This is a genomic window from Herbiconiux sp. 320_LB (assembly GCF_059691755.1).
In genome coordinates this window covers 178,983-203,432 of the sequence record NZ_JCAWAD010000005.1, presented here as the reverse complement: position 1 = coordinate 203,432, position 24,450 = coordinate 178,983, and the positions used below count along the sequence as shown (strand labels likewise).

The 24,450-nt window shown below is 71.0% G+C and carries 28 protein-coding genes; 23 read left to right on the top strand and 5 right to left on the bottom strand.

Annotated elements, in window-relative coordinates; translation table 11 throughout:
* Positions 1–92 precede the first annotated feature (92 nt).
* Positions 93–584, top strand: a complete 492-nt coding sequence (locus tag AC59HU_RS14450; RefSeq protein ID WP_497224118.1) for a hypothetical protein — start codon at positions 93–95, stop codon at positions 582–584.
* 68 nt (positions 585–652) lie between these two features.
* Here the strand turns inward: AC59HU_RS14450 and AC59HU_RS14445 are convergent, their stop codons facing one another.
* Together AC59HU_RS14445 and AC59HU_RS14440 are read right to left on the bottom strand one after the other, a co-directional pair.
* Entirely contained in the window at positions 653–2,551 is a 1,899-nt protein-coding gene (locus AC59HU_RS14445; RefSeq protein WP_497224117.1) for a hypothetical protein, read from the bottom strand.
* Between the two features lie 84 nt (positions 2,552–2,635).
* Complete coding sequence (locus AC59HU_RS14440; RefSeq protein ID WP_497224116.1) at positions 2,636–3,130, bottom strand: inorganic diphosphatase; 495 nt, start codon at positions 3,128–3,130, stop codon at positions 2,636–2,638.
* Between the two features lie 78 nt (positions 3,131–3,208).
* On the opposite strand from AC59HU_RS14440, the gene tilS reads away from it, so the two are divergent.
* From tilS to cls, 15 genes are all read left to right on the top strand, one after another.
* Positions 3,209–4,243: a tRNA lysidine(34) synthetase TilS gene (gene tilS / locus AC59HU_RS14435; RefSeq protein WP_497224298.1), complete on the top strand. Its 1,035-nt coding sequence runs from the start codon at positions 3,209–3,211 to the stop codon at positions 4,241–4,243.
* A gap of 11 nt (positions 4,244–4,254) precedes the next feature.
* Complete coding sequence (hpt, locus tag AC59HU_RS14430) at positions 4,255–4,809, top strand: hypoxanthine phosphoribosyltransferase (RefSeq protein WP_497224115.1); 555 nt, start codon at positions 4,255–4,257, stop codon at positions 4,807–4,809.
* Positions 4,810–4,979: 170 nt separating this feature from the next.
* Positions 4,980–6,998 carry an ATP-dependent zinc metalloprotease FtsH gene (gene ftsH, locus AC59HU_RS14425; RefSeq protein ID WP_497224114.1) on the top strand — a complete coding sequence of 673 codons (2,019 nt, stop codon included), beginning with the start codon at positions 4,980–4,982 and terminating at the stop codon, positions 6,996–6,998.
* 7 nt (positions 6,999–7,005) lie between these two features.
* Positions 7,006–7,608, top strand: coding sequence for a GTP cyclohydrolase I (folE, locus tag AC59HU_RS14420; protein ID WP_497224113.1), 603 nt, complete (start codon positions 7,006–7,008; stop codon positions 7,606–7,608).
* Positions 7,605–8,423: a dihydropteroate synthase gene (gene folP, locus AC59HU_RS14415; protein WP_497224112.1), complete on the top strand. Its 819-nt coding sequence runs from the start codon at positions 7,605–7,607 to the stop codon at positions 8,421–8,423. The genes folE and folP overlap by 4 nt, the downstream gene beginning before the upstream one ends.
* The gene (gene folB / locus AC59HU_RS14410) at positions 8,420–8,812 is read left to right on the top strand and encodes a dihydroneopterin aldolase (protein ID WP_497224111.1); all 393 of its coding nucleotides are present in this window, start codon (positions 8,420–8,422) and stop codon (positions 8,810–8,812) included. Before folP ends, folB begins: the two co-directional genes overlap by 4 nt.
* Positions 8,809–9,360: a 2-amino-4-hydroxy-6-hydroxymethyldihydropteridine diphosphokinase gene (gene folK, locus AC59HU_RS14405; protein ID WP_497224110.1), complete on the top strand. Its 552-nt coding sequence runs from the start codon at positions 8,809–8,811 to the stop codon at positions 9,358–9,360. The genes folB and folK overlap by 4 nt, the downstream gene beginning before the upstream one ends.
* Positions 9,357–9,809: a DUF3180 domain-containing protein gene (locus AC59HU_RS14400; protein WP_497224109.1), complete on the top strand. Its 453-nt coding sequence runs from the start codon at positions 9,357–9,359 to the stop codon at positions 9,807–9,809. Before folK ends, AC59HU_RS14400 begins: the two co-directional genes overlap by 4 nt.
* The gene (locus AC59HU_RS14395; RefSeq protein WP_497224108.1) at positions 9,806–10,318 is read left to right on the top strand and encodes a PH domain-containing protein; all 513 of its coding nucleotides are present in this window, start codon (positions 9,806–9,808) and stop codon (positions 10,316–10,318) included. The genes AC59HU_RS14400 and AC59HU_RS14395 overlap by 4 nt, the downstream gene beginning before the upstream one ends.
* Positions 10,315–11,964 (top strand): PH domain-containing protein, encoded by a 1,650-nt coding sequence (locus tag AC59HU_RS14390; protein ID WP_497224107.1) that lies wholly within the window; start codon positions 10,315–10,317, stop codon positions 11,962–11,964. Before AC59HU_RS14395 ends, AC59HU_RS14390 begins: the two co-directional genes overlap by 4 nt.
* A complete protein-coding gene (locus AC59HU_RS14385) occupies positions 11,961–12,665 on the top strand; it encodes a Rossmann-like and DUF2520 domain-containing protein (protein WP_497224106.1) in 705 nt (234 codons plus the stop codon). Before AC59HU_RS14390 ends, AC59HU_RS14385 begins: the two co-directional genes overlap by 4 nt.
* 93 nt (positions 12,666–12,758) lie before the next feature.
* Positions 12,759–13,655: a pantoate--beta-alanine ligase gene (gene panC / locus AC59HU_RS14380; protein ID WP_497224105.1), complete on the top strand. Its 897-nt coding sequence runs from the start codon at positions 12,759–12,761 to the stop codon at positions 13,653–13,655.
* A 70-nt stretch (positions 13,656–13,725) separates the two neighbouring features.
* Positions 13,726–15,240: a lysine--tRNA ligase gene (gene lysS, locus AC59HU_RS14375; RefSeq protein ID WP_497224104.1), complete on the top strand. Its 1,515-nt coding sequence runs from the start codon at positions 13,726–13,728 to the stop codon at positions 15,238–15,240.
* Positions 15,241–15,272: 32 nt separating this feature from the next.
* Positions 15,273–15,452, top strand: a complete 180-nt coding sequence (locus AC59HU_RS14370) for a hypothetical protein (protein ID WP_497224103.1) — start codon at positions 15,273–15,275, stop codon at positions 15,450–15,452.
* Between the two features lie 59 nt (positions 15,453–15,511).
* Positions 15,512–16,984: a cardiolipin synthase gene (cls, locus tag AC59HU_RS14365; protein WP_497224102.1), complete on the top strand. Its 1,473-nt coding sequence runs from the start codon at positions 15,512–15,514 to the stop codon at positions 16,982–16,984.
* Positions 16,985–17,008: 24 nt separating this feature from the next.
* Here the strand turns inward: cls and AC59HU_RS14360 are convergent, their stop codons facing one another.
* Positions 17,009–17,929 (bottom strand): pirin family protein, encoded by a 921-nt coding sequence (locus AC59HU_RS14360; protein ID WP_497224101.1) that lies wholly within the window; start codon positions 17,927–17,929, stop codon positions 17,009–17,011.
* A 290-nt stretch (positions 17,930–18,219) separates the two neighbouring features.
* Between AC59HU_RS14360 and AC59HU_RS14355 the strand changes: the two genes are divergently transcribed.
* The 3 genes from AC59HU_RS14355 to AC59HU_RS14345 all read left to right on the top strand — a co-directional run bounded on the left by AC59HU_RS14355 (position 18,220) and on the right by AC59HU_RS14345 (position 21,746).
* Positions 18,220–20,748: an ATP-dependent Clp protease ATP-binding subunit gene (locus tag AC59HU_RS14355; protein WP_066041319.1), complete on the top strand. Its 2,529-nt coding sequence runs from the start codon at positions 18,220–18,222 to the stop codon at positions 20,746–20,748.
* A gap of 168 nt (positions 20,749–20,916) precedes the next feature.
* Complete coding sequence (locus AC59HU_RS14350; RefSeq protein ID WP_497224100.1) at positions 20,917–21,435, top strand: amino-acid N-acetyltransferase; 519 nt, start codon at positions 20,917–20,919, stop codon at positions 21,433–21,435.
* A 14-nt stretch (positions 21,436–21,449) separates the two neighbouring features.
* Positions 21,450–21,746 (top strand): hypothetical protein, encoded by a 297-nt coding sequence (locus tag AC59HU_RS14345; RefSeq protein WP_497224099.1) that lies wholly within the window; start codon positions 21,450–21,452, stop codon positions 21,744–21,746.
* A 28-nt stretch (positions 21,747–21,774) separates the two neighbouring features.
* Here AC59HU_RS14345 and AC59HU_RS14340 read toward each other — a convergent pair whose 3' ends face one another.
* Positions 21,775–22,035 carry a TraR/DksA family transcriptional regulator gene (locus tag AC59HU_RS14340; RefSeq protein ID WP_497224098.1) on the bottom strand — a complete coding sequence of 87 codons (261 nt, stop codon included), beginning with the start codon at positions 22,033–22,035 and terminating at the stop codon, positions 21,775–21,777.
* A gap of 90 nt (positions 22,036–22,125) precedes the next feature.
* On the bottom strand, positions 22,126–22,302 hold the full coding sequence (locus AC59HU_RS14335) for a hypothetical protein (protein ID WP_497224097.1): 177 nt from the start codon (positions 22,300–22,302) through the stop codon (positions 22,126–22,128).
* A 55-nt stretch (positions 22,303–22,357) separates the two neighbouring features.
* Here AC59HU_RS14335 and AC59HU_RS14330 point away from each other — a divergent pair, with 55 nt between their 5' ends.
* The 4 genes from AC59HU_RS14330 to AC59HU_RS14315 all read left to right on the top strand — a co-directional run bounded on the left by AC59HU_RS14330 (position 22,358) and on the right by AC59HU_RS14315 (position 24,420).
* The gene (locus AC59HU_RS14330) at positions 22,358–22,864 is read left to right on the top strand and encodes an 8-oxo-dGTP diphosphatase (RefSeq protein WP_497224096.1); all 507 of its coding nucleotides are present in this window, start codon (positions 22,358–22,360) and stop codon (positions 22,862–22,864) included.
* Positions 22,865–22,955: 91 nt separating this feature from the next.
* Positions 22,956–23,426 (top strand): MarR family winged helix-turn-helix transcriptional regulator, encoded by a 471-nt coding sequence (locus AC59HU_RS14325; RefSeq protein ID WP_497224095.1) that lies wholly within the window; start codon positions 22,956–22,958, stop codon positions 23,424–23,426.
* Between the two features lie 58 nt (positions 23,427–23,484).
* Entirely contained in the window at positions 23,485–23,907 is a 423-nt protein-coding gene (locus AC59HU_RS14320; protein WP_497224094.1) for an organic hydroperoxide resistance protein, read from the top strand.
* A gap of 147 nt (positions 23,908–24,054) precedes the next feature.
* Positions 24,055–24,420: a DUF6457 domain-containing protein gene (locus AC59HU_RS14315; RefSeq protein WP_497224093.1), complete on the top strand. Its 366-nt coding sequence runs from the start codon at positions 24,055–24,057 to the stop codon at positions 24,418–24,420.
* Positions 24,421–24,450 lie beyond the last annotated feature (30 nt).

Sequence of the window (24,450 nt, the reverse complement as noted above, 5' to 3'; positions counted from 1 at the left end):
CGGCGGGGCCCGGCCGTGTCGCGGGGGGCGACGACGCTGATGCGCCCGATGTCATCGCGGCGACCGCGCCTGCCGGTGACACGGTGCCGGCCGTGGATTCCGATGCGGGTGTGGGGCGCGACCTCCCGGCCCTCCTCGGCTGGCAGCCCGAGACGGTCGAGGCCGGGCCCGGGCGGGCGCGACGGACGCTCGGTCAGCTCGCGGCCGCATCCGCAGTTCTCGTGGTCGTGGCCGGTGCGCTGATGACCGGTGCCCTCGTGCTCGCGGGCCCCCTGCTCCCGCCGAAGGACGCCTCGCAGCCCTATTGCAACCCGATCACCGAACACTGCGTCAACACCCTCGACCTGGCGGCCGTGCAGACGCAGACGGGCTACGAGTTCCCGCCCGGCAGCGAGCTGGTCGAGTCGAGCACGCGCACCGGGGACATCCTCCATCCCGCGTACCGCAGCCTGACCGCGACCGTGCGGATGCCGGTGGGCGCGGCCCTGCCGAGCTCGCCCGACCCGCTCAGCAGCATCCGGGTCACCGGGGAGGACCCCGACGGATCCCGCCTCGTCGAGGTCGGCACGAGCAACGGTCGCTGACCGCACGCACACCGCACGCACACCCCCCCGCAAGGGCACCGGGCACCACGGGCCGCGCGGAAGCCGATCTATCGAGCGGCGCCCGGGGTGATGCGCACGGTCTGCGCCGAGTCGATGCAGATCGGCTTGCCGTTGTTCGTGATGGCGAAGGTGCCGGCCACCAGCGGCTGGGTGAGCTGCACGACGAGCTGCCCGGAGGTCGAGGTGATGGTGCTCGAGATGAGATGCCCGATCTGGATCGACGCGTCGTTGGGCGTCGTCTTGGAGAAGTCGAGCACGACGAAGTCACCGGCGGATCCGTAGAGCCTCGGGATCGAGATGCCGGAATCGGTCGTGCACTGACCCACCGCGACCTCGGGCGCGAGCGGCTGCACGACGGCCGGCCCGGCGGTTCCGTCGGCACCGACGACCCACGCCCCGTCGAGCTCATCGGTGGTCGGGGTGCCGGGGTGGATGAGCGGCAGGATGATCCCGGTCGTGTTGTACGGCGCCATGCCGGTGATCGCCACGTAGGTGGGCACCACGGTGTCCAGGAACGGCGGGGTCTCACCGGCCGGGAAGGTCTCGTCGAGCCGGTCGACCCAGGCGCGGGTGTCGACGCCGTTGTTCAGCCGCACCACCTCGAAGGTCGTGGGGATCCACACGGCGATGGAGGCGACCACGACCACGAAGGCGGCGACCAACGCGAGCCACCCGCCGACGATCCCGCCGCGCGACCGCTCGGCCGAGGAAGGCTCAGCCGACGACGGCTCAGAAGACACTGACTCAGCCGACGACGGCTCAGACGACAATGGCCCAGAAGACGATGGCTCAGCCGGCGACAAGTCAGCCTCAACCAGCGCCGCCCCCGCACGCCGCCCCCGCCCCGCCAGCACACTGAACGCCACGACCCCCGCGGCCAGCCAGAACAGCGCCGTCTCCTCGAGGTCGTACCGCAGGATGCGCGACCCGTCGATGCCCAGGAGATCGGCCCGCCGGGACAGCACCCCGGTCGTCGCGAGCGCGACCAGCGCGACGAAGACCCACACCCACGCCACGCTCCGCCGCCGCACGATCGAGACCACGATCGCCACGAGCAGCACGGCGTTCGTCGCCACGATCGCGGCGAACTCCCACGGCGGCCGGGTCTGCCAGAGGTCGAGCCCGAACAGCGAGGGCACGAAGCCGCCGACGATGCCCCAACCGACGAACAGGGCGGAGGTCTGCAGCGACGCGGCCTCACCCGACTCGTCGACGTAGGCGCCGTGCACGAACACCCAGACGACGATGCCACCGAGCACGGCCATGCCCAGCCAGACCGGCCAGGCGCGCACGAGCAGCAGCAGGCGCCGCCCGATCCGCTCGTCGCGCCAGACCACGAACAGCACCCAGAGCACCGCGAACGCGGCGAACAGCAGCGACTTCTCGCTGAGTGCCAGCGCCAGCGCGAAGGCCGCCAGGGTCCCGACGAGGTACCACCAGCGCTTCCGCGTGACCCACCGCGTGAGGCTGCCCATCATGGCGAGGCAGAACGCGAGCGCCAGCATGTTGTTCAGGGTCGCGGCCCACCACAGCCGCGTCACGAACACCCCGGTCGAGAGGGTGAAGGCGAGGCCGAAGAGCAGGTTCATCCGCACCCGGCCGACCGCCGCATCCAGACACCGCACCAGCGCCACGTACACGCCCGTGTGCACGAGGGCGATCACCGCTCCGGCCGCCGCCCAGTTGAGCCCGAGCAGCTTCATGAAGACGCCGTCGGCGGCGATGTACCCGGGCATCAGGTGCCCGAACCACGACCGGGTGAGGATCTCGACGTTCAGCGGGTTCTTGATCAGGATGTCGGCGAGCAGGTAGTCGTCGGCGAAGAAGTACGACAGCGTCGTGAACGCCCAGGTGCCCGCGAACAGGAGCACCGCCACGACGACGAGCGACCACACCGAGCGGCGGCTCGTCAGAGCGGCCGCGACGCGGCTAGGGAAAGTGGTCACAGTCAGCCTGGGTAGGGAGCGATCGGGGAAGCTGGGGAGCGATCGGGGAAGCGACACGGGGCGGCCGAAGCCGCCCCGTCCGGCCTAGTGGCCGCCCTCCTCCGCGAGCTTCTTGAAGCCGGCCTGCACGATGGCGTCGGCCTCGGCGGCGTCGCCCCAGCCCTCGATCTTCACGAACTTGTTGGGCTCGAGGTCTTTGTAGCGCGCGAAGAAGTGCTCGATCTCCTTGCGGGTCTGCTCGGGCACGTCGGTGATGTCCTGGATGTGGGCCCAGCGCGGATCCTTGTGAGGAACCACGACGACCTTCGCGTCGGAGCCGGCCTCGTCGCTCATGTTGAGCACGCCGACCGGGCGCACCTTCACGCCGACGCCCGGGAACACCGGGTACTCCAGCAGCACGAGCGCGTCGACCGGGTCGCCGTCCAGGCCCAGGGTGTTCTCGAAGAAGCCGTAGTCGGTCGGGTAGACGAAGCTGGTGAACAGCACGCGGTCGAGGTAGACCCGGCCGGTCTCGTGGTCGACTTCGTACTTGTTGCGGCTCCCCTTGGGGATTTCGACGACGACGTCGTACTCGGCCATGTTGTGCTCCCTGAAATTGAGTCCGGTCACGCCACAGATGTCGATGCCTGCGCGCTGCAATAACGTTATCGGATGCACATGGACGACCGCCGACCGCGCCTCACCCCCGCCGTGGCCGATGTCCGCCGGGCGGTCCGGGAGGGCCTGGAGGCGCGCGGGCTCGAGCCGGGCGCACTGGTGCTGGTGGCCCTGAGCGGCGGCCCCGATTCCCTGGCCCTGGCGGCGGCGACCGCCTTCGAGGCGCCGCGGGCGGGCCTCCGGGCGGGTGCCGTGGTCATCGACCACGGGCTGCAGGCCGATTCGGATGCGGTCGCCGCGCGCGCCGCCGGCCAGGCGTCTGCCCTGGGCCTCGCCCCCGTGCTGATCTCCCGGGTCGAGGTGGCCACGGGTCCCGCCTCGATCACCGGCGGCACCGAGGCCGCCGCCCGCACGGCGCGCTACGCGGCGCTCGACCGGGCGCGGGAGGAGACGGGGGCCGCCGCGATGCTCCTCGGCCACACCCTCGACGACCAGGCCGAGACCGTGCTGCTCGGCCTCGCGCGGGGTGCCGGCGCGGGCAGCCTCCGCGGGATGGAGCCGGTCTCCGCCGCGGGGACCCGCCTGCGCCCGCTGCTCGGCATCCGTCGGGCGACCACGCTCGCCCTCTGCATCGACTCGGGGCTCGAGCCGTGGCACGACCCGCACAACCTCGATCCCTCCTTCACCCGGGTGCGGGTGCGCGAGACCGTGCTCCCGCTGCTCGAGCGCGAGCTCGGCCCGGGCATCGCCGACGCGCTGGCGCGCACGGCCGAGCAGTTCCGCGAGGACGAGGACACCCTGCACGACATGGCGACCGAGACGATCGAGGATCTGGTCGAGCACGCGGAGGCCGGCATCGCGATCTCGGCCCCGGCGCTGGAGGCGAACCCGCCCGCGCTCCGCAACCGGATCATCCGCTACGTCGTCGACAGCGAGTTCGGGGTCTCGCTCTCCCGCTCCCAGACCCTGGCGGTCGCGGCCCTGGTGACCGGGTGGCACGGCCAGAAGGGGGTCGATCTGCCAGGGATTAGAGTGGTGCGGCGAGGAGCGCGGATCGTGTTCTCCCGAGCGGTGCACGAGACGATCGACGACTAGGAACGGCAGCCATGGACATTTCAGACATCGAATCCGACATCACCGAGGTGCTGCTCACCGAGGCGCAGATCGCCGAGAAGATCGCCGAGCTCGCCCGCTCGATCGAGGCCGACTACACCGACGACGACGACGTGCTCCTGGTGGGCGTGCTGCGCGGCGCGGTCATGGTGATGGCCGACCTCGCCCGCGAGCTGCGGCTGCAGATCAACATGGACTGGATGGCCGTGAGCTCCTACGGGTCGGGAACCCAGTCCAGCGGCGTCGTCCGCATCCTGAAAGACCTCGACACCGACATCACCGGCCGCAAGGTGCTGATCGTCGAGGACATCATCGACTCCGGCCTCACCCTCTCCTGGCTGCTGGCGAACCTGCGCTCGCGCGGCGCCGCCTCGGTCGAGATCTGCGCGCTGCTGCGCAAGCCCGAGGCCGTGAAGGTCGAGATCGACGTCAAGTACGTCGGCTACGACATCCCGAACGCCTTCGTGGTGGGCTACGGCCTCGACTACGCCGAGCGCTACCGCAACCTCAAGTCGATCGGTGTGCTCGCCCCTCACGTCTACGCCTGAGCCCACGGCGTCGGCCGCCCCCGACCGCCCGCGTGCCGGGCATCGAGCGGGAGCGCCGGGGCGGTTACGCCCACGGGGAACATGGAGGCGGCGTCCAGTCCGCGACGGGTACCCTTGCAGCACCACATAGGCACCGTGCTGCACCCCCGGCACACGAGCGATGAAGAGACATGAACGCGAAACGCATCCTTCGATCTCCCATTCCGTACATCCTGCTGGGCGCGATCGCCCTCTGGATCGGGTTCACGCTCATCACCGGCGGCACGACCAAGCAGATCACCACGGATCAGGGTCTCAACCTCCTGTCCACGGGCAAGGTCTCCGAGGCCACGATCATCGACGGCGAGCAGCGCGTCGACATGACGCTGACGAACCCGGATGACGAGTTCGGCTCGAAGGTGCAGTTCTACTACGTCGCCCCGCGCGGCACCGAGGTCGTCAACGCGGTCACCGACGCCAAGCCCGCCGACGGCTTCGACGACCAGGTTCCCCAGCCGAACTGGTTCCTCTCCGCTCTCGGCCTCTTCCTCCCGATCCTGCTGATCGGCGCCTTCTTCTGGTTCATGCTCTCGGGCATGCAGGGCGGCGGCAACCGGGTCATGCAGTTCGGCAAGTCGAAGGCGAAGCTCGTCTCCAAGGAGTCGCCGAAGGTCACCTTCGACGACGTGGCCGGCGCCGAGGAGGCGCTGGAGGAGCTCGAGGAGATCAAGGACTTCTTGAAGGAGCCCGCCAAGTTCCTCGCCGTCGGCGCCCGCATCCCGAAGGGTGTGCTGCTCTACGGCCCTCCCGGTACCGGCAAGACCCTGCTGGCCCGCGCCGTCGCGGGTGAGGCGGGAGTGCCGTTCTACTCGATCTCGGGTTCGGACTTCGTCGAGATGTTCGTCGGCGTCGGCGCGAGCCGCGTGCGCGACCTGTTCCAGCAGGCCAAGGAGAACTCGCCCGCGATCATCTTCATCGACGAGATCGACGCCGTCGGCCGCCACCGCGGCGCCGGCATGGGCGGCGGTCACGACGAGCGCGAGCAGACCCTCAACCAGCTGCTGGTCGAGATGGACGGCTTCGACGTCAAGACGAACGTCATCCTGATCGCCGCGACCAACCGTCCCGACATCCTCGACCCGGCGCTGCTCCGCCCCGGCCGTTTCGACCGCCAGATCGGCGTCGACGCGCCCGACCTCAACGGGCGGCGCAAGATCCTCGAGGTGCACGGCAAGGGCAAGCCCCTGGCGGCCGGTGTCGACCTCGAGGTCGTCGCCCGCAAGACGCCGGGCTTCACCGGCGCCGACCTGGCGAACGTGCTGAACGAGGCGGCCCTGCTCACCGCGCGCAGCAACGCGCAGCTGATCGACAACCGCGCCCTCGACGAGGCCATCGACCGCGTGATCGCCGGCCCCCAGCGCCGCACCCGCATCATGCGCGACCAGGAGAAGCTCGTCACCGCGTACCACGAGGGCGGTCACGCTTTGGTCGCCACGGCGATGAACTACACCGACCCGGTCACCAAGGTCACGATCCTGCCGCGCGGCCGGGCCCTCGGCTACACGATGGTGCTCCCGCTGGAAGATCGGTACTCGGTCAGCCGCAACGAACTGCTCGACCAGCTCGCCTACGCCATGGGCGGCCGTGTCGCCGAGGAGATCGTCTTCCACGACCCGACGACGGGCGCCTCGAACGACATCGAGAAGGCCACCGGCACCGCCAAGAAGATGGTCACCGAGTACGGCATGACCGCCTCGCTCGGTGCGGTCAAGCTCGGCAGCGCCTCGGGCGAGATGTTCCTCGGCCGCAACATGGGCCACGAGCGCGACTACTCCGAGAGCCTCGCCCAGCAGGTCGACGCCGAGGTGCGCGGCCTGATCGAGGCGGCGCACGATGAGGCCTGGCAGGTGCTCAACGACAACCGCGAGATCCTCGACAAGCTGGCCGCCGCGCTGCTCGAGAAGGAGACGCTCGACCACGACCAGCTGGCCGAGATCTTCCAGGGCGTCAAGCGCCTGCCGCTGCGCCCGCAGTGGCTCTCGAGCGAGAACCGCCCGGTCTCCGAGCTCCCGCCGGTGGAGTTCCCGACGGCCAAGGCGCCGATCGACGCCGGCGCCGTCGACGGCGGCGTGGGTTCCGAGCCGGAGCCCGAGCCCGAGTCGAAGCCGAAGCGCGCCCCGCGCATCAACCCCCGCCCCGCCACCGCGTAGGGCTCGCGTGAGCTCCGTCGACCGGGAGAGGATCGAGGCCGCGGTCAGTGAGATCCTGGCCGCGATCGGCGACGACCCGGAGCGCGAGGGTCTGGCGCAGACGCCGCATCGGGTCGCCGAGCTCTTCGCCGAGCTGTACGGCGGTGTGGGCACGGATCCTGCGGAGGCGATCGGGTCGACCTTCGCGGCTCCGGATGCCCAGCCCGTCATCCTGCGCGACATCACCTTCCGTTCGGTGTGCGAGCACCATCTGATGGTGTTCGAGGGGGTGGCCCACGTGGCCTACCTGCCGGGCGAGCGGATCGCGGGGCTCGGCGGGATCGTGGCGGTCATCGAGTCCGCGTCCTCCCGCCCCCAGCTGCAGGAGCGGCTCGGCGACGAGATCGCGGCCGCGATCGAATCTGCGCTGGAGTCGCCGGGTGTGCTCGTGGTGCTCGACGCCAAGCACGGCTGCGTGAGTGCGCGGGGGCCACGGCAGACCCGCAGCACCACCGTCACCCTCGCGTCGCGCGGTGTCTTCGCCGATCCGGCGGCCCGGGCCGAGGTGATCGCGCTGATCGGCAGCCCGTCGGCTGCCCGGCCGTCGGAGACCGCGGGGGAGGAGCGATGAGCGCCCCCGCCGCGATCCTCGGCATCCTCAACGTCACGCCCGACTCCTTCAGCGACGGCGGACTCTGGCTCGACCGCGACGCGGCCGTGCGGCACGCGATCGAGATGGTCGAGCAGGGCGCCGACGTGATCGACGTCGGCGGAGAGTCGACCCGGCCGGGAGCCGGCCGCATCGCCGTCTCGGAGGAGCAACGGCGGGTGCTGCCCGTGGTGCGCGACCTCGTCGGCCGCGGCATCACCGTCAGTGTCGACACGACCAACGCCTCGACCGCCGCGGCGGCCATCCAGGCCGGTGCCGCCATCGTCAACGACGTCTCCGGCGGGCTCGCCGACCCGGAGATGGACGACCTGATCGTCGCCTCCGACGCCCGGTTCGTGGTGATGCACTGGCGCGGGCCGAGCGACGAGATGACCGGGGTGGCGCACTACCGCGACGTCGTGTCCGAGGTCGTCTCGCACGTGGCGCTGCGGGCGGCCGAACTGGTCGTCAAGGGTGTCGACCCCGACCGGCTCATCCTCGACCCCGGCCTCGGCTTCGCGAAGGACGCCGGGCACAACTGGCAGCTGCTGCGGCACCTCGACCGCCTGGTCGCGCTCGGCCCCCCGGTGCTCATCGGCGCCTCGCGCAAGCGCTTCGTCGGCGGCCTGCTGCCGGAGGGCAAGTCACCCACCGCACGCGACCTCCCCTCCGCGGTCATCGCGGCCCTGGCGGTGCACGACGGGGTCTGGGGGGTGCGGGTGCACGACGTGCCGGTGACCCGGCAGGCGCTCGACGTGGTGGCCGCTTGGCAGGGCAACGAGGGGGTCCCCGCATGACCGACCGGCTCGACCTCCTCACCCTCACCGGGCTCGAGGTCTTCGCCCACCACGGCGTCTTCGACTTCGAGCGCGAGAACGGCCAGCGCTTCGTGATCGACGTCGATGTCTGGCTCGACACCGCCCCGGCGGCCTCGGGCGACGACCTCGGCCGCACCGTGCACTACGGCGAGCTCGCGGTCGAGATCTCCGAGGCGGTCGCGGCCGACCCCGTCGACCTGATCGAGACGCTGGCCGAGCGCATCGCCGCCGTGGTCCTCGCGCACGAGCCGGTCGAGCGCACGCGCGTCGTGGTGCACAAGCCCGACGCCCCCATCCCGGTGCCCTTCGCCGACGTCAGCATCACGATCACCCGCACCAGGCCCCGAGCACGATTGGCTTCCTCATGAACGCGAACGCCCGCCCGATCCCGAGCGTCGAGCGCCGGATCGTCCGGCTCCCCGCCGTGCTCGCCTTCGGCAGCAACCTGGGCGACCGCGAGACCACCATCCTCGCGGCGCTGCGCGAGCTCGACGAGACCGAGGGTGTCGACGTGGTGGCCGCCTCGCGTCTCTACGAGACGACGGCGGTCAAACCGGATGGCGTCGACCCCGACGCGCCCGCCTACCTGAACGCCGTCGCGCTGATCCGCACCAGCCTGCATCCCGAGGAGCTGCTCGGCGTCGTCAACGCGATCGAGCACGCCCACGGCCGGGTGCGCGCCGAGCGCTGGGGCGACCGCACGCTCGACGTCGACATCGTGAGCTTCGCCTCGGTCATCCGCGACACCCCGCGGCTCACACTGCCGCATCCGCGGGCCGCCGAGCGCGACTTCGTGCTGGTGCCGTGGCTCGAGGTCGATCCGGAGGCGACCCTGCCGGGTCTCGGCCGGGTCGACGCGCTGCTGGCGCGCATCCCGGAGACGACCCTGCGCCCCTACGCGGGGGAGCCGCGGTGAGGCACACGCGACCGGTCACCCTGATCGTCTTCGGCCTGGTCGGGGTCGTCGCCGGCTACGTGCTCGAGATCGTGCTCGCCGCCGCCGGATCCCCGGTGCTCGTGCCGCCGGTGACCCTCACCATCACCCTGCTCGCGGCCGCAGCGATCGTCGTGGTGCTGGCGATCCCGATCCGGCGCGCCATCCGTGGCACCTCGGCGACCCGGGTCAACCCGTTCCGCGCGATGCGCACGGTGGTGCTCGCGAAGGCCTCCGCCCTGGTCGGCAGCCTGATCGGCGGGTTCAGCATCGGGGTGCTCGTCTTCCTGCTGACCCGGCCGGTGATCGCCGACATCGGCTCGCTCTGGTCGGCCATCGCGGCCGCGGTCTCCGGGATCACGCTCCTGATCGCCGGCCTCGTGGCCGAGCGGCTGTGCACGCTGCCGCCCGACGAACCCGACACCCCGTGACCGACCCGACGCGAGACGAGGATGCCGTGGCCGACGCCCCGCCGACGGCCACCGCGGAGTGGCGCGGCGTCAGCCCGCGCTACGTCGGCGTCGAGGTGGTCTCCAGCGTGATCGGGGCGCTCGTGCTCGCCGCGGTGACCGTGCCGTTCATCCTGGGCGGAGCCTGGTTCGGCTGGCCGGCGCTCGCGGTGGCCGTCGTGATCGGGCTGATCCTGCTCGTGCTCGCGCCCCGGCGGGTGCGGTCGATCGGCTACCGCTTGCGGGAGGACGACCTCGAGTTCCGCCGCGGCATCATGTTCCACCGGGTTGTGTCGGTGCCCTACGGGCGGATGCAGCTGATCGACGTCAACCGCGGCCCGGTCGCCCGCGCGCTCGGGCTCGCCGAACTCAAGTTCGTCACGGCCGCCGCGGCGACCGGCGTCACGATCCCCGGGCTGGTCGACGCCGACGCGACCGCGCTGCGCGACCGGCTCGTCGCCCTGGCGGAGTCTCGGCGCGTGGGGCTGTGACCGGGCCGACGGGCCGCGTCGGAGCCGATCTCACCGACGGGCAGTGGCACCGGCTGCATCCCGCCACCCCGCTGCTGCGCGGCGGAATCGTGCTCATCGCGGTGCTCGGCTTCGTGGTCAGCAACTTCCGCGAGCGACTCGTCGACTGGGTCTTCGGGGCGCCCGACCTGCCGGGCGACCCGCTGCAGACCGCCTACGAGCGCGGCCAGATCGGCTGGCTCGGGCTCATCGTCGTCGGCGCCCTCGTGGTCGGGATCGCGGGGTTCTACCTGTCCTGGCGCATGCACACCTTCCGGGTGGGCGACGACGTCGTCGAGGTGCGCAGCGGCGTGCTCTTCCGCACCCACCGGCGGGCCCGGCTCGACCGCATCCAGGGCATCGCGATCGGCCGGCCGGTCTTCGCGCGGCTGTTCGGGGCGGCGCGGCTGGACATCAGCGTCGCCGGTCAGGATGCGAAGGTGCAGCTGGCCTACCTGGGCGGTGCCGACGCCGACCGCCTCCGTCGCGACGTGCTCGTGCTCGCCTCGGGCATCCAGGCGACCGAGCAGGTCGCCGTCGACTCCCCGCCCCCCGAGCAGCGCGAGCGCCTGATCAACCAGCGGATGCGCGAGCTCCTCGCGCCCGAGCTCGACCCGGCGCTGGCCGTCCCCGGGTCGGTCGTGCGCATCCCGCCCGGCCGGCTGATCGCCTCGCTCGTGCTGAGCGGCTTCACCGTCGGGCTCCTGATCGTCGCCGCCGTGCTCGTCACCACCTCGATGCTCGGCCAGCGGTTGTTCGTGGTCGTCCTGCTGCTGCCCGGGATCGCCGCCGCGCTCGGCTACTACGGGCGCCGCTTCACCAAGTCGCTGCGGTACAGCATCGCGGGCACGCCGGACGGGGTCCGGGTCGGGTTCGGGCTGCTCTCGACCAGCAACGACACCCTGCCGCCCGGGCGCATCCACGCGATCGAGGTAAGTCAGCCGCTGCTCTGGCGGCCGGCGGGCTGGTGGATGATCCGGATCAACCGGGCGGGCGCGGCCGGGGAGGGCAGCGCGCAGTCGAGCACGACGATGCTGCCGGTCGGCACGGTCGACGACGTGCGCCAGGTGCTCGGTCTCCTGCTGCCGGGGCTCGCGGGGGAGCACACGCGCGGCCTCGTGCTCGCCGGCCTGCTCGCCCGGGGCGGCGAGGGCTTCGACGACGCCCCGCGCCGGGCCTGGCCCATCCGGCCGCTGTCGTGGCGGCGCACCGGCACCGCGCTGACCGATGACGCCATCCTCATCCGTTCGGGCTTCATCTGGCGCCGGCTGGTGGTCGTGCCACTGGCCCGGGTGCAGAGTCTGCGGCTGTCTCAGGGCCCCCTGCAACGGATGCTCGACCTCGTCGGTCTCACCGCCCACACCGTCGCGGGGCCGGTTCGGGCGAGCATCGACGCGGTGGACCGTGCGCGCGGCAGCGCCGCGTTCGAGCGGTGGACGGCGCGGGTCGACGCCGCGGGGGCCGCCGACCGCACCCAGAGGTGGGCGGCGCCGGCCCCGGCCGCGCCCGCCGCGCCGGCACCGGCCGCGCCCGAGTCCGCCCCGCCGGCGCAGCCCGCACCCGTCCCGCCCTGGCCCGCGCCGGCCCCCGAAGCCCCACCCACACGCTCAGAAGGAGACCACGCATGAAGCCCTCGGAACGCACCGGCCGCCTCGGCGTCGGCATCGTCGGGGCCGGCCGGGTCGGCCCGGTGCTCGGGGCCGCCCTCGCCAACGCCGGCCACGCGATCGTCGGCGTCGCGGCGATCTCCGAGTCGAGCCGGGAGCGCGCCGAGGCGATGCTGCCGGGCGTGCCGGTGCTCACCATCCCCGAGCTCGTCGAGCGCAGCGAGCTCGTGGTGCTGGCCGTCCCCTCCTCCGAGCTCGGCAGCCTGATCGCGGGCCTCGCCGAGACCGGCACCTGGCAGATGGGGCAGCTGGTGCTGCACACCGCGCCGGAGTACGGCACCGACATCCTCGCCCCGGCCCGCGCGGCCGGCATCATCCCGCTCGCGGTGCACCCGGCGATGTCGTTCACCGGCACCAGCATCGACCTCGGCCGGCTCGCCGGCACCTGGTTCGGCGTGACCGCCCCCACCCCCGTGCTGCCGATCGCCCAGGCGCTGGTCGTCGAGATGGGCGGCGAGCCCGTGGTCGTCGCGGAGGCCGATCGGCCCGCCTACGCCGAGGCCATCGAGACCGCGACCACGTTCTCGACCGCCATCGTCGACCAGGCCGTCGGCCTGCTCGCCTCGATCGGGGTCGAGGCGCCGGGGCGAGTGCTCTCGCCGCTCATGCTCTCGGCCGTGCAGAACGCGCTCGCCCGCGCCGGCGGAGACGTGCCGGGCTGACCCGCGCCGCCGGCACCCTTCCGGCACCCGGTAACATCGTCGTGGCGGTCGCCCCTGGCCCGCCGAGCACAGCGCAACAGCAAGGAGTACCCGGTGGCAGCAGCCGAGTCGGAGGCTCTCGCAGGCCAGGTCCCCGTCGTCGTGACGACGGTGGCCGATGTCCGCCGCGAGATCCGGGAGGCCGCCGAGAGCGCGGGCGCACGCCCGGTCGTCGCCCTCGTCCCCACGATGGGCGCCCTGCACGCGGGGCACCTCGCTCTGGTCGAGCGGGCGGCCGAGATCGCCGACCTCGTCGTGGTGTCGATCTTCGTCAACCCGCTGCAGTTCACCGACCCGGCCGATCTCGAACGCTACCCGCGCGACCTCGACGGCGATGTGGCGCTGCTCACCGGCCGCGGCGCCGATCTCGTCTTCGCCCCCGAGGTGCAGGAGCTCTACCCGACCGGAGACGTCGCGACCCGCGTGACCGCCGGCCGCGTCGGCACCCTCTTCGAGGGCAGGAGCCGCCCGGGCCACTTCGACGGCGTGCTGACCGTGGTGTCGAAGCTGATCAACTCCGTCGGCCCCGACGTCGTGCTCTTCGGGCAGAAGGATGCGCAGCAGGTCTTCCTGGTGCAGCGGATGCTCACCGACCTCGACATGCCCACCACGGTCGAGGTGGTCGAGACGGTGCGCGACGACGACGAGCTCGCGCTCTCCAGCCGCAACCGCTTCCTCGACCCGCGCGAGCGCCGGGCCGCCGCCACGCTGCCGCACGTGCTCGAGGCCGCCGCCTCCGCCTCCGACCGGGGGATCGACGCGGTGCTCGCCGCCGCGCAGGCCGCGGCGATGGGCGAGCAGCTGGTCGAGCTCGATTACCTGGCGGTCGTGCATCCGGACACCTTCCTGCCCGTCGACGACGACTACACCGGCAAGGCCCGGGTGATCATCGCCGCCAAGGTCGGCAGCACCCGCCTGATCGACAACACCGCCATCTACCTCGGGCGCTGACCGCCGGAGAGCGGGAGGCGGCCCGGCGCGCCCGGTACACTGGGCGCGACCTCAAGGAGACCCGTTCCGCATGACCGACGCATCCGCGCTGAACCCCACCGCCCCCGCCGAGCTGACCGACGACGAGGTCTCCGAGCAAAAGGCCGTGCGCCTGGCCAAGCGCGACAAGCTCAACGACTCCGGCGTCGGCGCCTATCCCGTCTCCGTCCCGGTCACCACCACGATCCCCGCCGTCCGCGCCAAGTGGGGTCACCTGGCCGCCGACGAGGTCTCGGGCGAGACCGTCGGCATCGCCGGGCGGGTCGTGCACCTCCGCAACACCGGCAAGCTCTGCTTCGTCTCGCTGCAGTCCGGCGACGGCACCCGCATCCAGGCGATGATCTCGCTCGCGGTCGTCGGCGAGGAGTCCCTGGCCGACTTCAAGGAGCTCGTCGACCTCGGCGACCACCTCTTCGTCTCGGGCGAGGTCATCTCCTCCCGCCGCGGCGAGCTCTCCGTGATGGTCGCGGAGTGGGCGATCGCCTCCAAGGCCCTGCTGCCCCTGCCGAACCTGCACTCCGAACTGTCGGAGGAGACCCGGATGCGCAGCCGCTACCTCGACCTGATCGTGCGCGACCAGGCGCGCCAGGTCGTGCGCACTCGCGCGCTCGCGACCGCCTCCCTCCGCGCCACCTTCGCCGACCGGCACTACCTCGAGGTCGAGACGCCGATGCTGCAGACCATGCACGGCGGTGCGGCGGCGCGACCGTTCGTCACCCACTCCAACGCTTTCGACACCGAGCTCTACCTGCGCATCGCGCCCGAGCTCTTCCTCAAGCGCGCCGTCGTCGGCGGCATCGACCGGGTGTTCGAGATCAACCGCAACTTCCGCAACGAGGGCGCCGACTCGACGCACTCGCCCGAGTTCGCGATGCTCGAGGCCTACGAGGCGTACGGCGACTACACCAGCATCGCCGAGCTGACCCAGACGCTGATCCAGAACGCCGCCCTCGCGACCTCGGGCTCGCACGTGGTGACCTGGGCCGACGGCACGGAGTACGACCTCGGCGGGCAGTGGGACCGCATCAGCATGTACGGCTCGCTCTCCGAGGCGGCCGGCGTCGAGATCACCCCGCAGACCTCGGTCGCCGACCTACAGGCGCTCGCCGAGCGCGAGGGCGTCGAGGTGCACCTGCCCAACCACGGCAAGCTCGTCGAAGAGCTCTGGGAGCACTTCGTGAAGGGCTCGCTCGTGCGCCCCACCTTCGTGCTCGACTTCCCGGTCGAGACCAGTCCGCTCACCCGGGCGCACCGCACGATCGAGGGCGTCGTCGAGAAGTGGGACCTCTACATCCGCGGCTTCGAGCTGGCGACCGGGTACTCCGAGCTGGTCGACCCCGTCATCCAGCGCGAGCGCTTCGTCGAGCAGGCCCGCCAGGCGGCGGCCGGCGACGACGAGGCCATGCAGCTCGACGAGGAGTTCCTGCGGGCCCTCGAGTTCGGCATGCCGCCCTCGGGGGGCATGGGGATGGGCATCGACCGCCTGCTGATGGCGCTCACCGGTCTCGGCATCCGCGAGACCATCCTGTTCCCGCTGGTGAAGTGACCCTCCCAGGTGCGTGACGTAGGATTCGGGCGATGAACGACTTCCTGCCCGCGATCGCCGCCCTGGCACCGACCGTCCTGATCGGCCTGGTGTTCTGGTTCATCATGCGTGCGCTCCTGCGGTCGGACAAGTCCGAGCGTCGCGCCCTGGCGAAGATCGAGGCCGAAGAACGCCGCAGGCTGGGGCTCCCGGCCAAGACCGCGTCCGAATAAGCGGGCGTGCCCCGACCCGATACGGTATCCCTGAGGGAATCGCTAGAAGGGGTGCCGCAGTGGGGAGTTCCGACATCGCCGTCATCGTGGTGCTCGTCCTTCTGGCGATCGACTTCGTCATCCGTGTCGTCGCCGTCATCTACGTGCCGCGCAACCGCCGCCCGTCGACGGGGATCGCCTGGCTCATGGCCATCTTCGTGCTGCCGTACGTCGGCTTCCTGCTCTTCCTCCTGATCGGCAGCTACAAACTGCCGAAGTCCCGGCGCGACAAGCAGCACGCGATCAACGAGTTCATCATCGAGACCACCGAGGGCATCGAGCGGGTCAGCGACGACCACCCGTGGCCGCCGTGGTTCCGCAGCGTCGTCGAGCTCAACCGCAACCTGGGCGCCATGCCCCTGGTCGGCGGCAACAAGGCCACCCTCGTGGGCGACTACGACGACTCGATCCGGCAGATGACGGCCGACATCCAGAACGCGCACCGCTACGTGCACGCCGAGTTCTACATCCTCTCCTACGACGCGACCACGAAGCCGTTCTTCGAGGCCCTGGAGGCGGCGGTCAAGCGCGGGGTGACCGTGCGCGTGCTGCTGGACCACATCGCCTCGGTGCGGGCCCCCGGGCACCGCGCCACCGTCAAGAAGCTGAACGCCATGGGGGTCTCCTGGCACTTCATGCTCCCGGTACAGCCGCTGAAGGGCAAGTGGCAGCGCCCGGATCTGCGCAACCACCGCAAGGTGCTCGTGATCGACGGCGACGTGGCCTACATGGGGTCGCAGAACGTGGTCGACCGCAGCTACAACAAGCGCGGCAACTTGAAGCGCGGCCTGAAGTGGCAAGACCTGATGACCCGGCTCGAGGGCCCGATCGTCGCCGGCATCAACGCGATCTTCATCACCGACTGGTTCAGCGAGAGCGGCGAGCTGCTGCTGCGCGAGACCCGGGCGATCACCGACGACGTGATCGAAGACGATCCGGATGCCCTCGACATGCAGGTGGTCCCCTCCGGTCCCGGGTTCGATGGCGAGAACAATCTGCGCCTGTTCCTGGCCCTGCTCTACAACGCGCAGCGCAAGATCATCATCACCAGCCCCTACTTCGTGCCGGACGACGCGATGATGTATGCCATCACGACCGCCACCGAGCGCGGGGTCGAGGTGCAGCTGTTCGTCTCCGAAATCGGTGACCAGGCCCTGGTGTACCACGCACAGCGGTCGTACTACGAGCTGCTGCTGCGGGCGGGGGTGCGGATCTACATGTACCAGGCCCCGTACATCCTGCACTCCAAGCACTTCACGATCGACGACGACGTCGCCGTGATCGGCTCGTCGAACATGGACATGCGCTCGTTCAGCCTGAACATGGAGGTCTCGCTGATGGTGCGCGGCCACGAGTTCGTCGAGCAGATGCGCCTGGTCGAGGACGGCTATCGCGCGGTCAGTCGCGAGCTCACCCTCGAGGAGTGGCGCAAGCAGCCGCTCCGCTCCACCATCCTCGACAACCTGGCCCGCCTCACCTCGGCCATCCAGTAGTCGAGCATCCAGCAGTCGCGCCCGTCAGGGGCGGTGCTTGAGGCGCACCGTGGGGAGTTCGGGGGCCGGCAGTGGCGCTCCCTCGTAATGGTGGTCGCTCGCGCCGAAGCGACGCGGTGCGGCAGCGGTGGGCGCGCCCGACTCCTGCTGCCAGGCCGCGCGGTAGGCCACGATCTCCTCGTGGCTGCGGCCGACGAAGTTCCACCACATCAGGATCTGCTCGTCCAGCGGCTCCCCGCCGATCAGCACGACCCGCACCGGCTCGTCCTCGGCGGCGAGCACCAGGGTGTCGTGCCCGACACCGGTGTACGCGAGCTCGGTGCGCTCGACCCGCGCGCCGTCCACCCGCACGGGCCCCGCATCCACCAGCACCCCGTACTCGAAGCCGGGTCGCACCGGCAGCTCGGCCCGGCCGTGGGCGGGGAGCGCGATCTCGGCCGCCACGAGCGGGCTGAAGGTCTTCGCACCCACCGACGCCCCGCCGAGCTCGCCCACGAACACGGCGACGGCCGCGTCGCCGACCCGCAGGCGCACGGCCTCGTGGCTCTCGAAGAAGGGGGCCGTATTCCGCGAAGCCGCCGGCAGGGCGACCCACAGCTGCACGCCGTGCAGGGTGGTGGTCTCGGCCGTCGAGACCTCCGAGTGCGAGATGCCGCGACCGGCGGTCATCAGGTTGAGGGTGCCGGGGCGCACGAAGGCGTGGCTGCCGACGCTGTCGCGGTGCTCGATCTCGCCCTCGAAGAGCCAGCTCACGGTCTGCAGTCCGGTGTGCGGATGCGGCGGCACGACCATGCCCCCGGTCTCCGAGACCGGCGACGGCCCGTAGTGGTCGGCGAAGCACCAGGCGCCGATCAGCGTGCGCTGTTTGCTCGGCAGGGTGCGGTGCACCATCATCGCCCGCGGCCCGCCGAGCGGCACCTCCCGCGCCTGGAGGATCGTCGTCATGCCCGCCATCCTACGATCGCCGTCCCGCCGTCCCGCCGTCCCGCCGTCGCGCCGCACCGCCGGTCGCCGGGGACGGCAGAGGCCCGGTCCCGTGGGGAGACCGGGCCTCACCGGCTTTCGCTCGAGTCGAACATCCTCCACCTGGGGCGAGGAGTCAACCCGTTGCGGCACGAAAGCCCGGAAACCGGTAGTCACGCCCAGGGCGAACAGGGGCTGTCCGGGCCCCTCCGCCTGGTTAGTCTCTTCCTATCGGTCGCCATCCACCGGCCCTGGCGACCAAGGAGACAGACATGTTTGAGAGATTCACCGACCGAGCCCGTCGTGTCGTCGTCTTGGCGCAAGAAGAAGCCAAGATGCTCAACCACAACTACATCGGTACCGAGCACATCCTGCTCGGCCTGATCCATGAGGGCGAGGGAGTCGCCGCCAAGGCGCTCGAGTCGCTGAACATCTCGCTCGACGCCGTGCGCGAGCAGGTGCAGGACATCATCGGTCAGGGACAGCAGCAGCCCACCGGGCACATCCCCTTCACGCCCCGCGCGAAGAAGGTCCTCGAGCTCTCGCTGCGCGAAGCGCTGCAGCTCGGCCACAACTACATCGGCACCGAGCACATCCTGCTCGGCCTGATCCGCGAGGGCGAGGGCGTCGCCGCCCAGGTGCTCGTCAAGCTGGGCGCCGACCTGAACCGCGTTCGGCAGCAGGTCATCCAGCTGCTCTCCGGCTACCAGGGCAAGGAGCAGGTCGCGGTCGGCGGCAACGACCAGGCCCCCGACAAGGGCTCGCAGATCCTCGACCAGTTCGGCCGCAACCTCACGCAGGCCGCGCGCGACAACAAGCTCGACCCGGTGATCGGGCGCGAGAAGGAGATCGAGCGGGTCATGCAGATCCTCTCCCGCCGCTCCAAGAACAACCCCGTGCTGATCGGTGAGCCCGGCGTCGGCAAGACGGCGGTCGTCGAGGGCCTGGCCCAGGCGATCGTGCGCGGCGACGTGCCCGAGACCCTGAAGGACAAGCAGCTCTACACGCTCGACCTCGGCTCGCTCATCGCCGGTTCCCGCTACCGCGGCGACTTCGAGGAGCGCCTGAAGAAGGTCACCAAGGAGATCCGCACCCGCGGCGACATCATCACCTTCATCGACGAGATCCACACGCTCGTCGGCGCCGGTGCGGCCGAGGGCGCGATCGACGCCGCGTCGATCCTCAAGCCCCTGCTGGCCCGTGGCGAGCTCCAGACCATCGGCGCCACCACGCTCGACGAGTACCGCAAGCACTTCGAGAAGGATGCGGCGCTCGAGCGCCGGTTCCAGCCGATCCAGGTCGCCGAGCCGTCGCTGCCCCACGCGATCAACATCCTGAAGGGGCTGCGCGACAAGTACGAGGCGTTCCACAAGGTGTCGATCACCGACGGCGCGATCGTCGCCGCCGCGAACCTCGCCGACCGCTACGTGCAGGACCGCTTCCTCCCGGACAAGGCGATCGACCTGATCGACGAGGCCGGCGCGCGCCTTCGCCTGTCGATCCTCTCGGCCCCGCCGGAGCTGCGCGAGTTCGACGAGCGCATCGCCGCCGTCCGCGGCCAGAAGGAGGCCGCGATCGAGGATCAGGACTTCGAGAAGGCCGCCTCGCTCCGCGACGAGGAGAAGAACCTCCTCGGCGAGCGTCTGCGTCTGGAGAAGCAGTGGAAGTCGGGAGACATCCAGACCTCCGGCATCGTCGACGAGGGCCTGATCGCCGAGGTGCTGGCCCAGGCCACGGGCATCCCGGTGTTCAAGCTCACCGAGGAGGAGTCCGCTCGCCTCGTGTTCATGGAGAAGGCCCTGCACCAGCGGGTCATCGGCCAGAACGAGGCCATCGCCGCGCTGTCCCGCACGATCCGCCGCACCCGCGCCGGACTCAAGGACCCGAAGCGCCCCTCGGGCTCGTTCATCTTCGCCGGCCCCACGGGTGTCGGTAAGACCGAGCTCGCCAAGGCGCTCGCCGAGTTCCTGTTCGACGACGAGAACGCGCTGATCTCGCTCGACATGTCGGAGTACGGCGAGAAGCACACGGTCTCGCGACTGTTCGGTGCCCCTCCCGGGTTCGTCGGTTTCGAAGAGGGCGGCCAGCTCACCGAGAAGGTGCGCCGCAAGCCGTTCTCCGTGGTGCTGTTCGACGAGATCGAGAAGGCCCACCCGGACATCTTCAACTCGCTGCTCCAGGTGCTGGAGGAGGGACGTCTGACGGATGGTCAGGGTCGCGTCGTCGACTTCAAGAACACGGTCATCATCATGACGACGAACCTCGGAACCAAGGACATCACGGGAAGCCCCATCGGCTTCCAGGTCTCCGGCAACGAGTCGACCTCGTACGACCGCATGAAGGCGAAGGTGTCGGAGGAGCTGAAGAAGAACTTCAAGCCCGAGTTCCTCAACCGCGTCGACGACACGATCGTCTTCCCGCAGCTGAACAAGGTCGAGCTGCTGCAAATCGTCGATCTGTTCATCAAGCGCCTGCGCGACCGCCTGCTCGACCGCGACATGACGATCGAGCTCACGCTCGCCGCCAAGGAGCGCCTGATCGAGGTCGGCTTCGACCCCTCGCTCGGTGCGCGTCCGCTGCGTCGCGCGATGCAGCACGAGGTGGAGGACCAGCTGTCCGAGCGCATCCTGCAGGGTGAGCTGAACGCCGGTGACCACGTGCACGTCGACTTCGAAGACGGCAAGTTCACCTTCGTGCAGACCTCGCGCGAGCCCGTGGCGGTCGGCGCGATCGGCGCCGGCGGCGACGAGCAGCAGGCCTCGGCGGCTGCGGCCGCGGCGGCCCTGGGAGACCTCGACTAACCACCGCACCACCTGTCCGCGACCCGTCAGTCGTCGTCGCTATTCCTCCGGGATGGCGACGACAACTGACGGGTCGTCGGCGTTTCGGGCGGGAAGGCGGCATTTCAGGGCCGGGGAGGCGGCGTCCCGGGGCGGGGCTCGGCGTTTCGGGGCGGGTACGCTGGAGGGATGAGTTCGAGCGAGACGCCCGTCACCGTGCGGCGGGCGCGCACCAGCGATGTCCCGTGGATCCAGGCGCTCGTCGAGCCGCTGGTGCAGCGACGCATCCTGCTCGGCAAGGATGCGGTGGTCTTCTACGAGGCCGTGCAGGAGTTCCGCATCGCGGAGACCGCCGACGGCGTGCCGGTCGGCTGCGGCGCCCTGCACGTGTTCTGGGAAGACCTCGGCGAGGTGCGCACCCTCGCGGTCCACGACGAGTGGCTGGGCCGGGGGATCGGCCGCGCGCTCCTCACCGCCCTGGAGGCGGAGGCGCTCGAGCTCGGGCTCTCGCGCCTGTTCTGCCTCACCTTCGAGGTGCCGTTCTTCGAGCGCAACGGCTACACGGCCTCGCCGCTCGCACTGGTCGAGCCCGAGGTCTACGCCGAGCTGGTGCGCTCGCCCGACGAGGGTGTCGCCGAGTTCCTCGACCTGGCGCGCGTGAAGCCGAACACGCTCGGCAACACCCGCATGCTGAAGCACCTGCGATGAGCGAGGAGATGCGGATGAACGACGAGACGCGGGTGAACGACGACGGGTCCGACCGCAAGACCTTCAACGAGCGGCTGCGCGACCGCTACTTCGGCCGGCGCCGTGCAGGCGAGACCGCGGCCGAGGAGGCGGTGGCGGAGTCATCGCTGCCGAAGTCGAACCAGATGGGCTTCTTCGGCCGCGTGCAGCGCCCCGGCGGCTTCGACACCCCGCCGGACGAGCCGGTCGAGCTGGAGGGCCCGCTGCCCTGGGAGCTCGGCGGCGACGACGACGGTACGCGCCGCACGGACGCGTCTTCGGGCGAGCGGTAGCCTCGGGGCAATCCGTGGGTGGCGCCGCTCAGGCCGCGCAGTCGACGCAGAGCGCCGCCGTGGGCCGGGCCTCGAGCCGCCCGGGCGCGATCGGCCGCCCGCAGGTCAGGCAGGTGCCGTAGCGCCCCTCGGCGACGCGCTCGAGTGCGGCATCCGCCTCGTCGCGCCGCACCTCGGCGGCCAGCATCAGACCCCGGATGCGTGACCACTCGCTCGAGAGCGTCGGGCCCTCCGGGTCGTGCTCGTCGTCGTCCGAGGAGGACTCGCGGGTGATGCGGAGCGCGCGCATGTCGGCGTCGAGGCCGGCGATCTCGGCGAGCGCCGCATCCCGGAGCGCGGTGAGACGCTCGGCGGAAGAGGGCGTCTGATCAGTCGTGGGTCAACCCGCGGGAGCCGGGCCGTCGGTGGGCTCGGCCTTGCCGACGAGCGTCTCGAACTCGTCCTCGACCTGCTTGTCGAACGAGTCCTGCTCCTCGCCCTTCTCGTCGTCGACCTCGGGGTGCTGGCCGTTGTGCTCGAAGGACTCGGGAGTGGGCGGATCGATGAAAGTGCTCATGCTTCGAGATTACGCCCGAAACATCCCGAACACATGGGCGGGCTATCATCCTCGGGTGTCTCCCGTCTCGCCGTACCAGGTCTGCGTCGTCTTCCTCCTGCGCGACGGCGCCGACGGTCGCGAGGTGCTGCTGGGGCGCAAGAAGACGGGCCTCGGCTCGGGCAACATCGTGGGCCTCGGCGGCAAGATCGAACCGGGCGAGTCGGCGCTGGAGGCGATCGTGCGGGAGATCGAGGAGGAGTCCGGTCTCGTCGTGGCCCCCGGCGACCTCCAGGAGCGCGGGCTGGTGAAGTTCGCGTTCCCGTTCCGGGAGAACTGGAGCCAGGACTCGACGGTCTTCGTCGGCCCCGCCGGCCTCGCGGAGCCCCAGGAGTCGGACGAGGTCTCGCCCGGCTGGTACCCCGTCGACGCCCTGCCGCTGGACCGGATGTGGGATGACGCGAAGTACTGGCTGCCCGCCGTGCTCCGCGGTGAGCGGGTGCTCGGCGACTTCACCTTCGGCCCCGACTGCGCGACCGTGTCGGAGTACGAGCTGCACGACCCGCGGGCTCCGCGGGGCTGAGCCGCTTCGAGGGAATGGGCGGCTCCGAGGTCGCTGAGACGTCGCCGGGCGGAATTGGTTGTGCGCAATTGAATTTGGTACAGTGGGGTTCATGGCACCCGAGACGACCTCCCCGCCCTCGCCGCTGGACGACATGGCGTGCTTCGCCCTGTACTCCGCGTCGAACGCGGTCGCGCAGGCCCATCGCGCCGCCCTCGCCCCCTGGAACCTCACGTACACGCAGTACATCGCCCTGGTCGAGCTCGCCGCCGACCGCACCGGCCTCACGGTCGGCGACCTGGGCTCGCGGTTGGGTCTGGACTCCGGGACCCTGTCGCCGATGCTGCGCCGGCTCGAGGAGCGCGGCCTGCTCACCCGCACCCGTTCCCGCGACGACGAGCGGGTCGTCTCCGTTATCCTCACCGAGCAGGGCCGCACCGTGCGGGCCGAGCTCGCCGAGGCGGTCAGCTGCCTCACCCCGGCCTACGGCCTGGGCTCCCTCGACGAGCTGCGCGCCCTGGTCGCCAGCCTCCACGGCATCGCCGAGGGGATGCGCGGACTCACCGCTGCCACACGCGCCTGACGCGCCCCACCTCCTTCTCCGACCCGACATCCCGTCCGCTCCATCGAAAGGCATCATCATGACCGCTCTCTACACCGCCGAAGCCCTCTCCACCGGCGACGGCCGCAACGGACACGTGCGCAGCTCGGACGGCCGGGTCGACCTCGACCTCGCCATCCCGCAGTCGATGGGCGGCTCGGGCAACGGCTCGAACCCCGAGCAGCTCTTCGCCGCCGGCTACTCCGCCTGCTTCCACTCCGCGCTGCAGGCCGTCGCCCGCCAGCAGAAGGTCGCGATCTCCGACTCCTCGGTCGGCGGCCGGGTGGAGATCTCCTCGAACGGCGAGGGCGGCTTCCAGCTCGCCGTGCTGCTCGAGGTCGTCCTCCCCGGGCTCGAGCACGACGTGGCCCAGGCGCTCGCCGACGCCGCCCACCAGGTCTGCCCGTACTCCAACGCGACCCGCGGCAACATCGAGGTCACAATCACCGTCTCGGAGGACTGACCTCCGACAGGGTCCGCGCAGGATCCCCGATAGTCCCCCGAAGGGGCCGCCCAGGCCGAGTGCCGGTGGCGGCCCCCTTTCGCGTCCGGAACGTCTTTCGCGTCGGGAACGTCCTAGGCTCGGGAGGATTACGAGAGGAGCGGACACGTGAACGAGGACTCGATCGTCGGACTCACGGACCAGGACCTCAACGGCGACCTCGTCGCCTGGTCGGCCCGGGTCGCCGCCGAACTGCGGCTGGAGGGCTACCAGGTCGACGCCGGCGCGCTCCTGGCCGCTGCGACCGCGACCGCGACGTCGCTCCGCCCGCCCGCCGCCGGGCTCACCGCCTACCTCGTCGGGTTCGCCGCCGGACGCGCGGCCGCCGCGGGTGAGGACGTGGCCGCCGCGGCCGCCACCGCGACCGACGTCGCCACCCGGCTGGCCGCCTTGAGCGCCGCCGAGTCGTCGTTCTCCTCCGACCTGCCGCCCACCGCACCGGTCGAGGAGCCGCGCCCGGCCACGGAGGACTGAGCCGCACCGGGCCTCACCGGGGCAGCCACT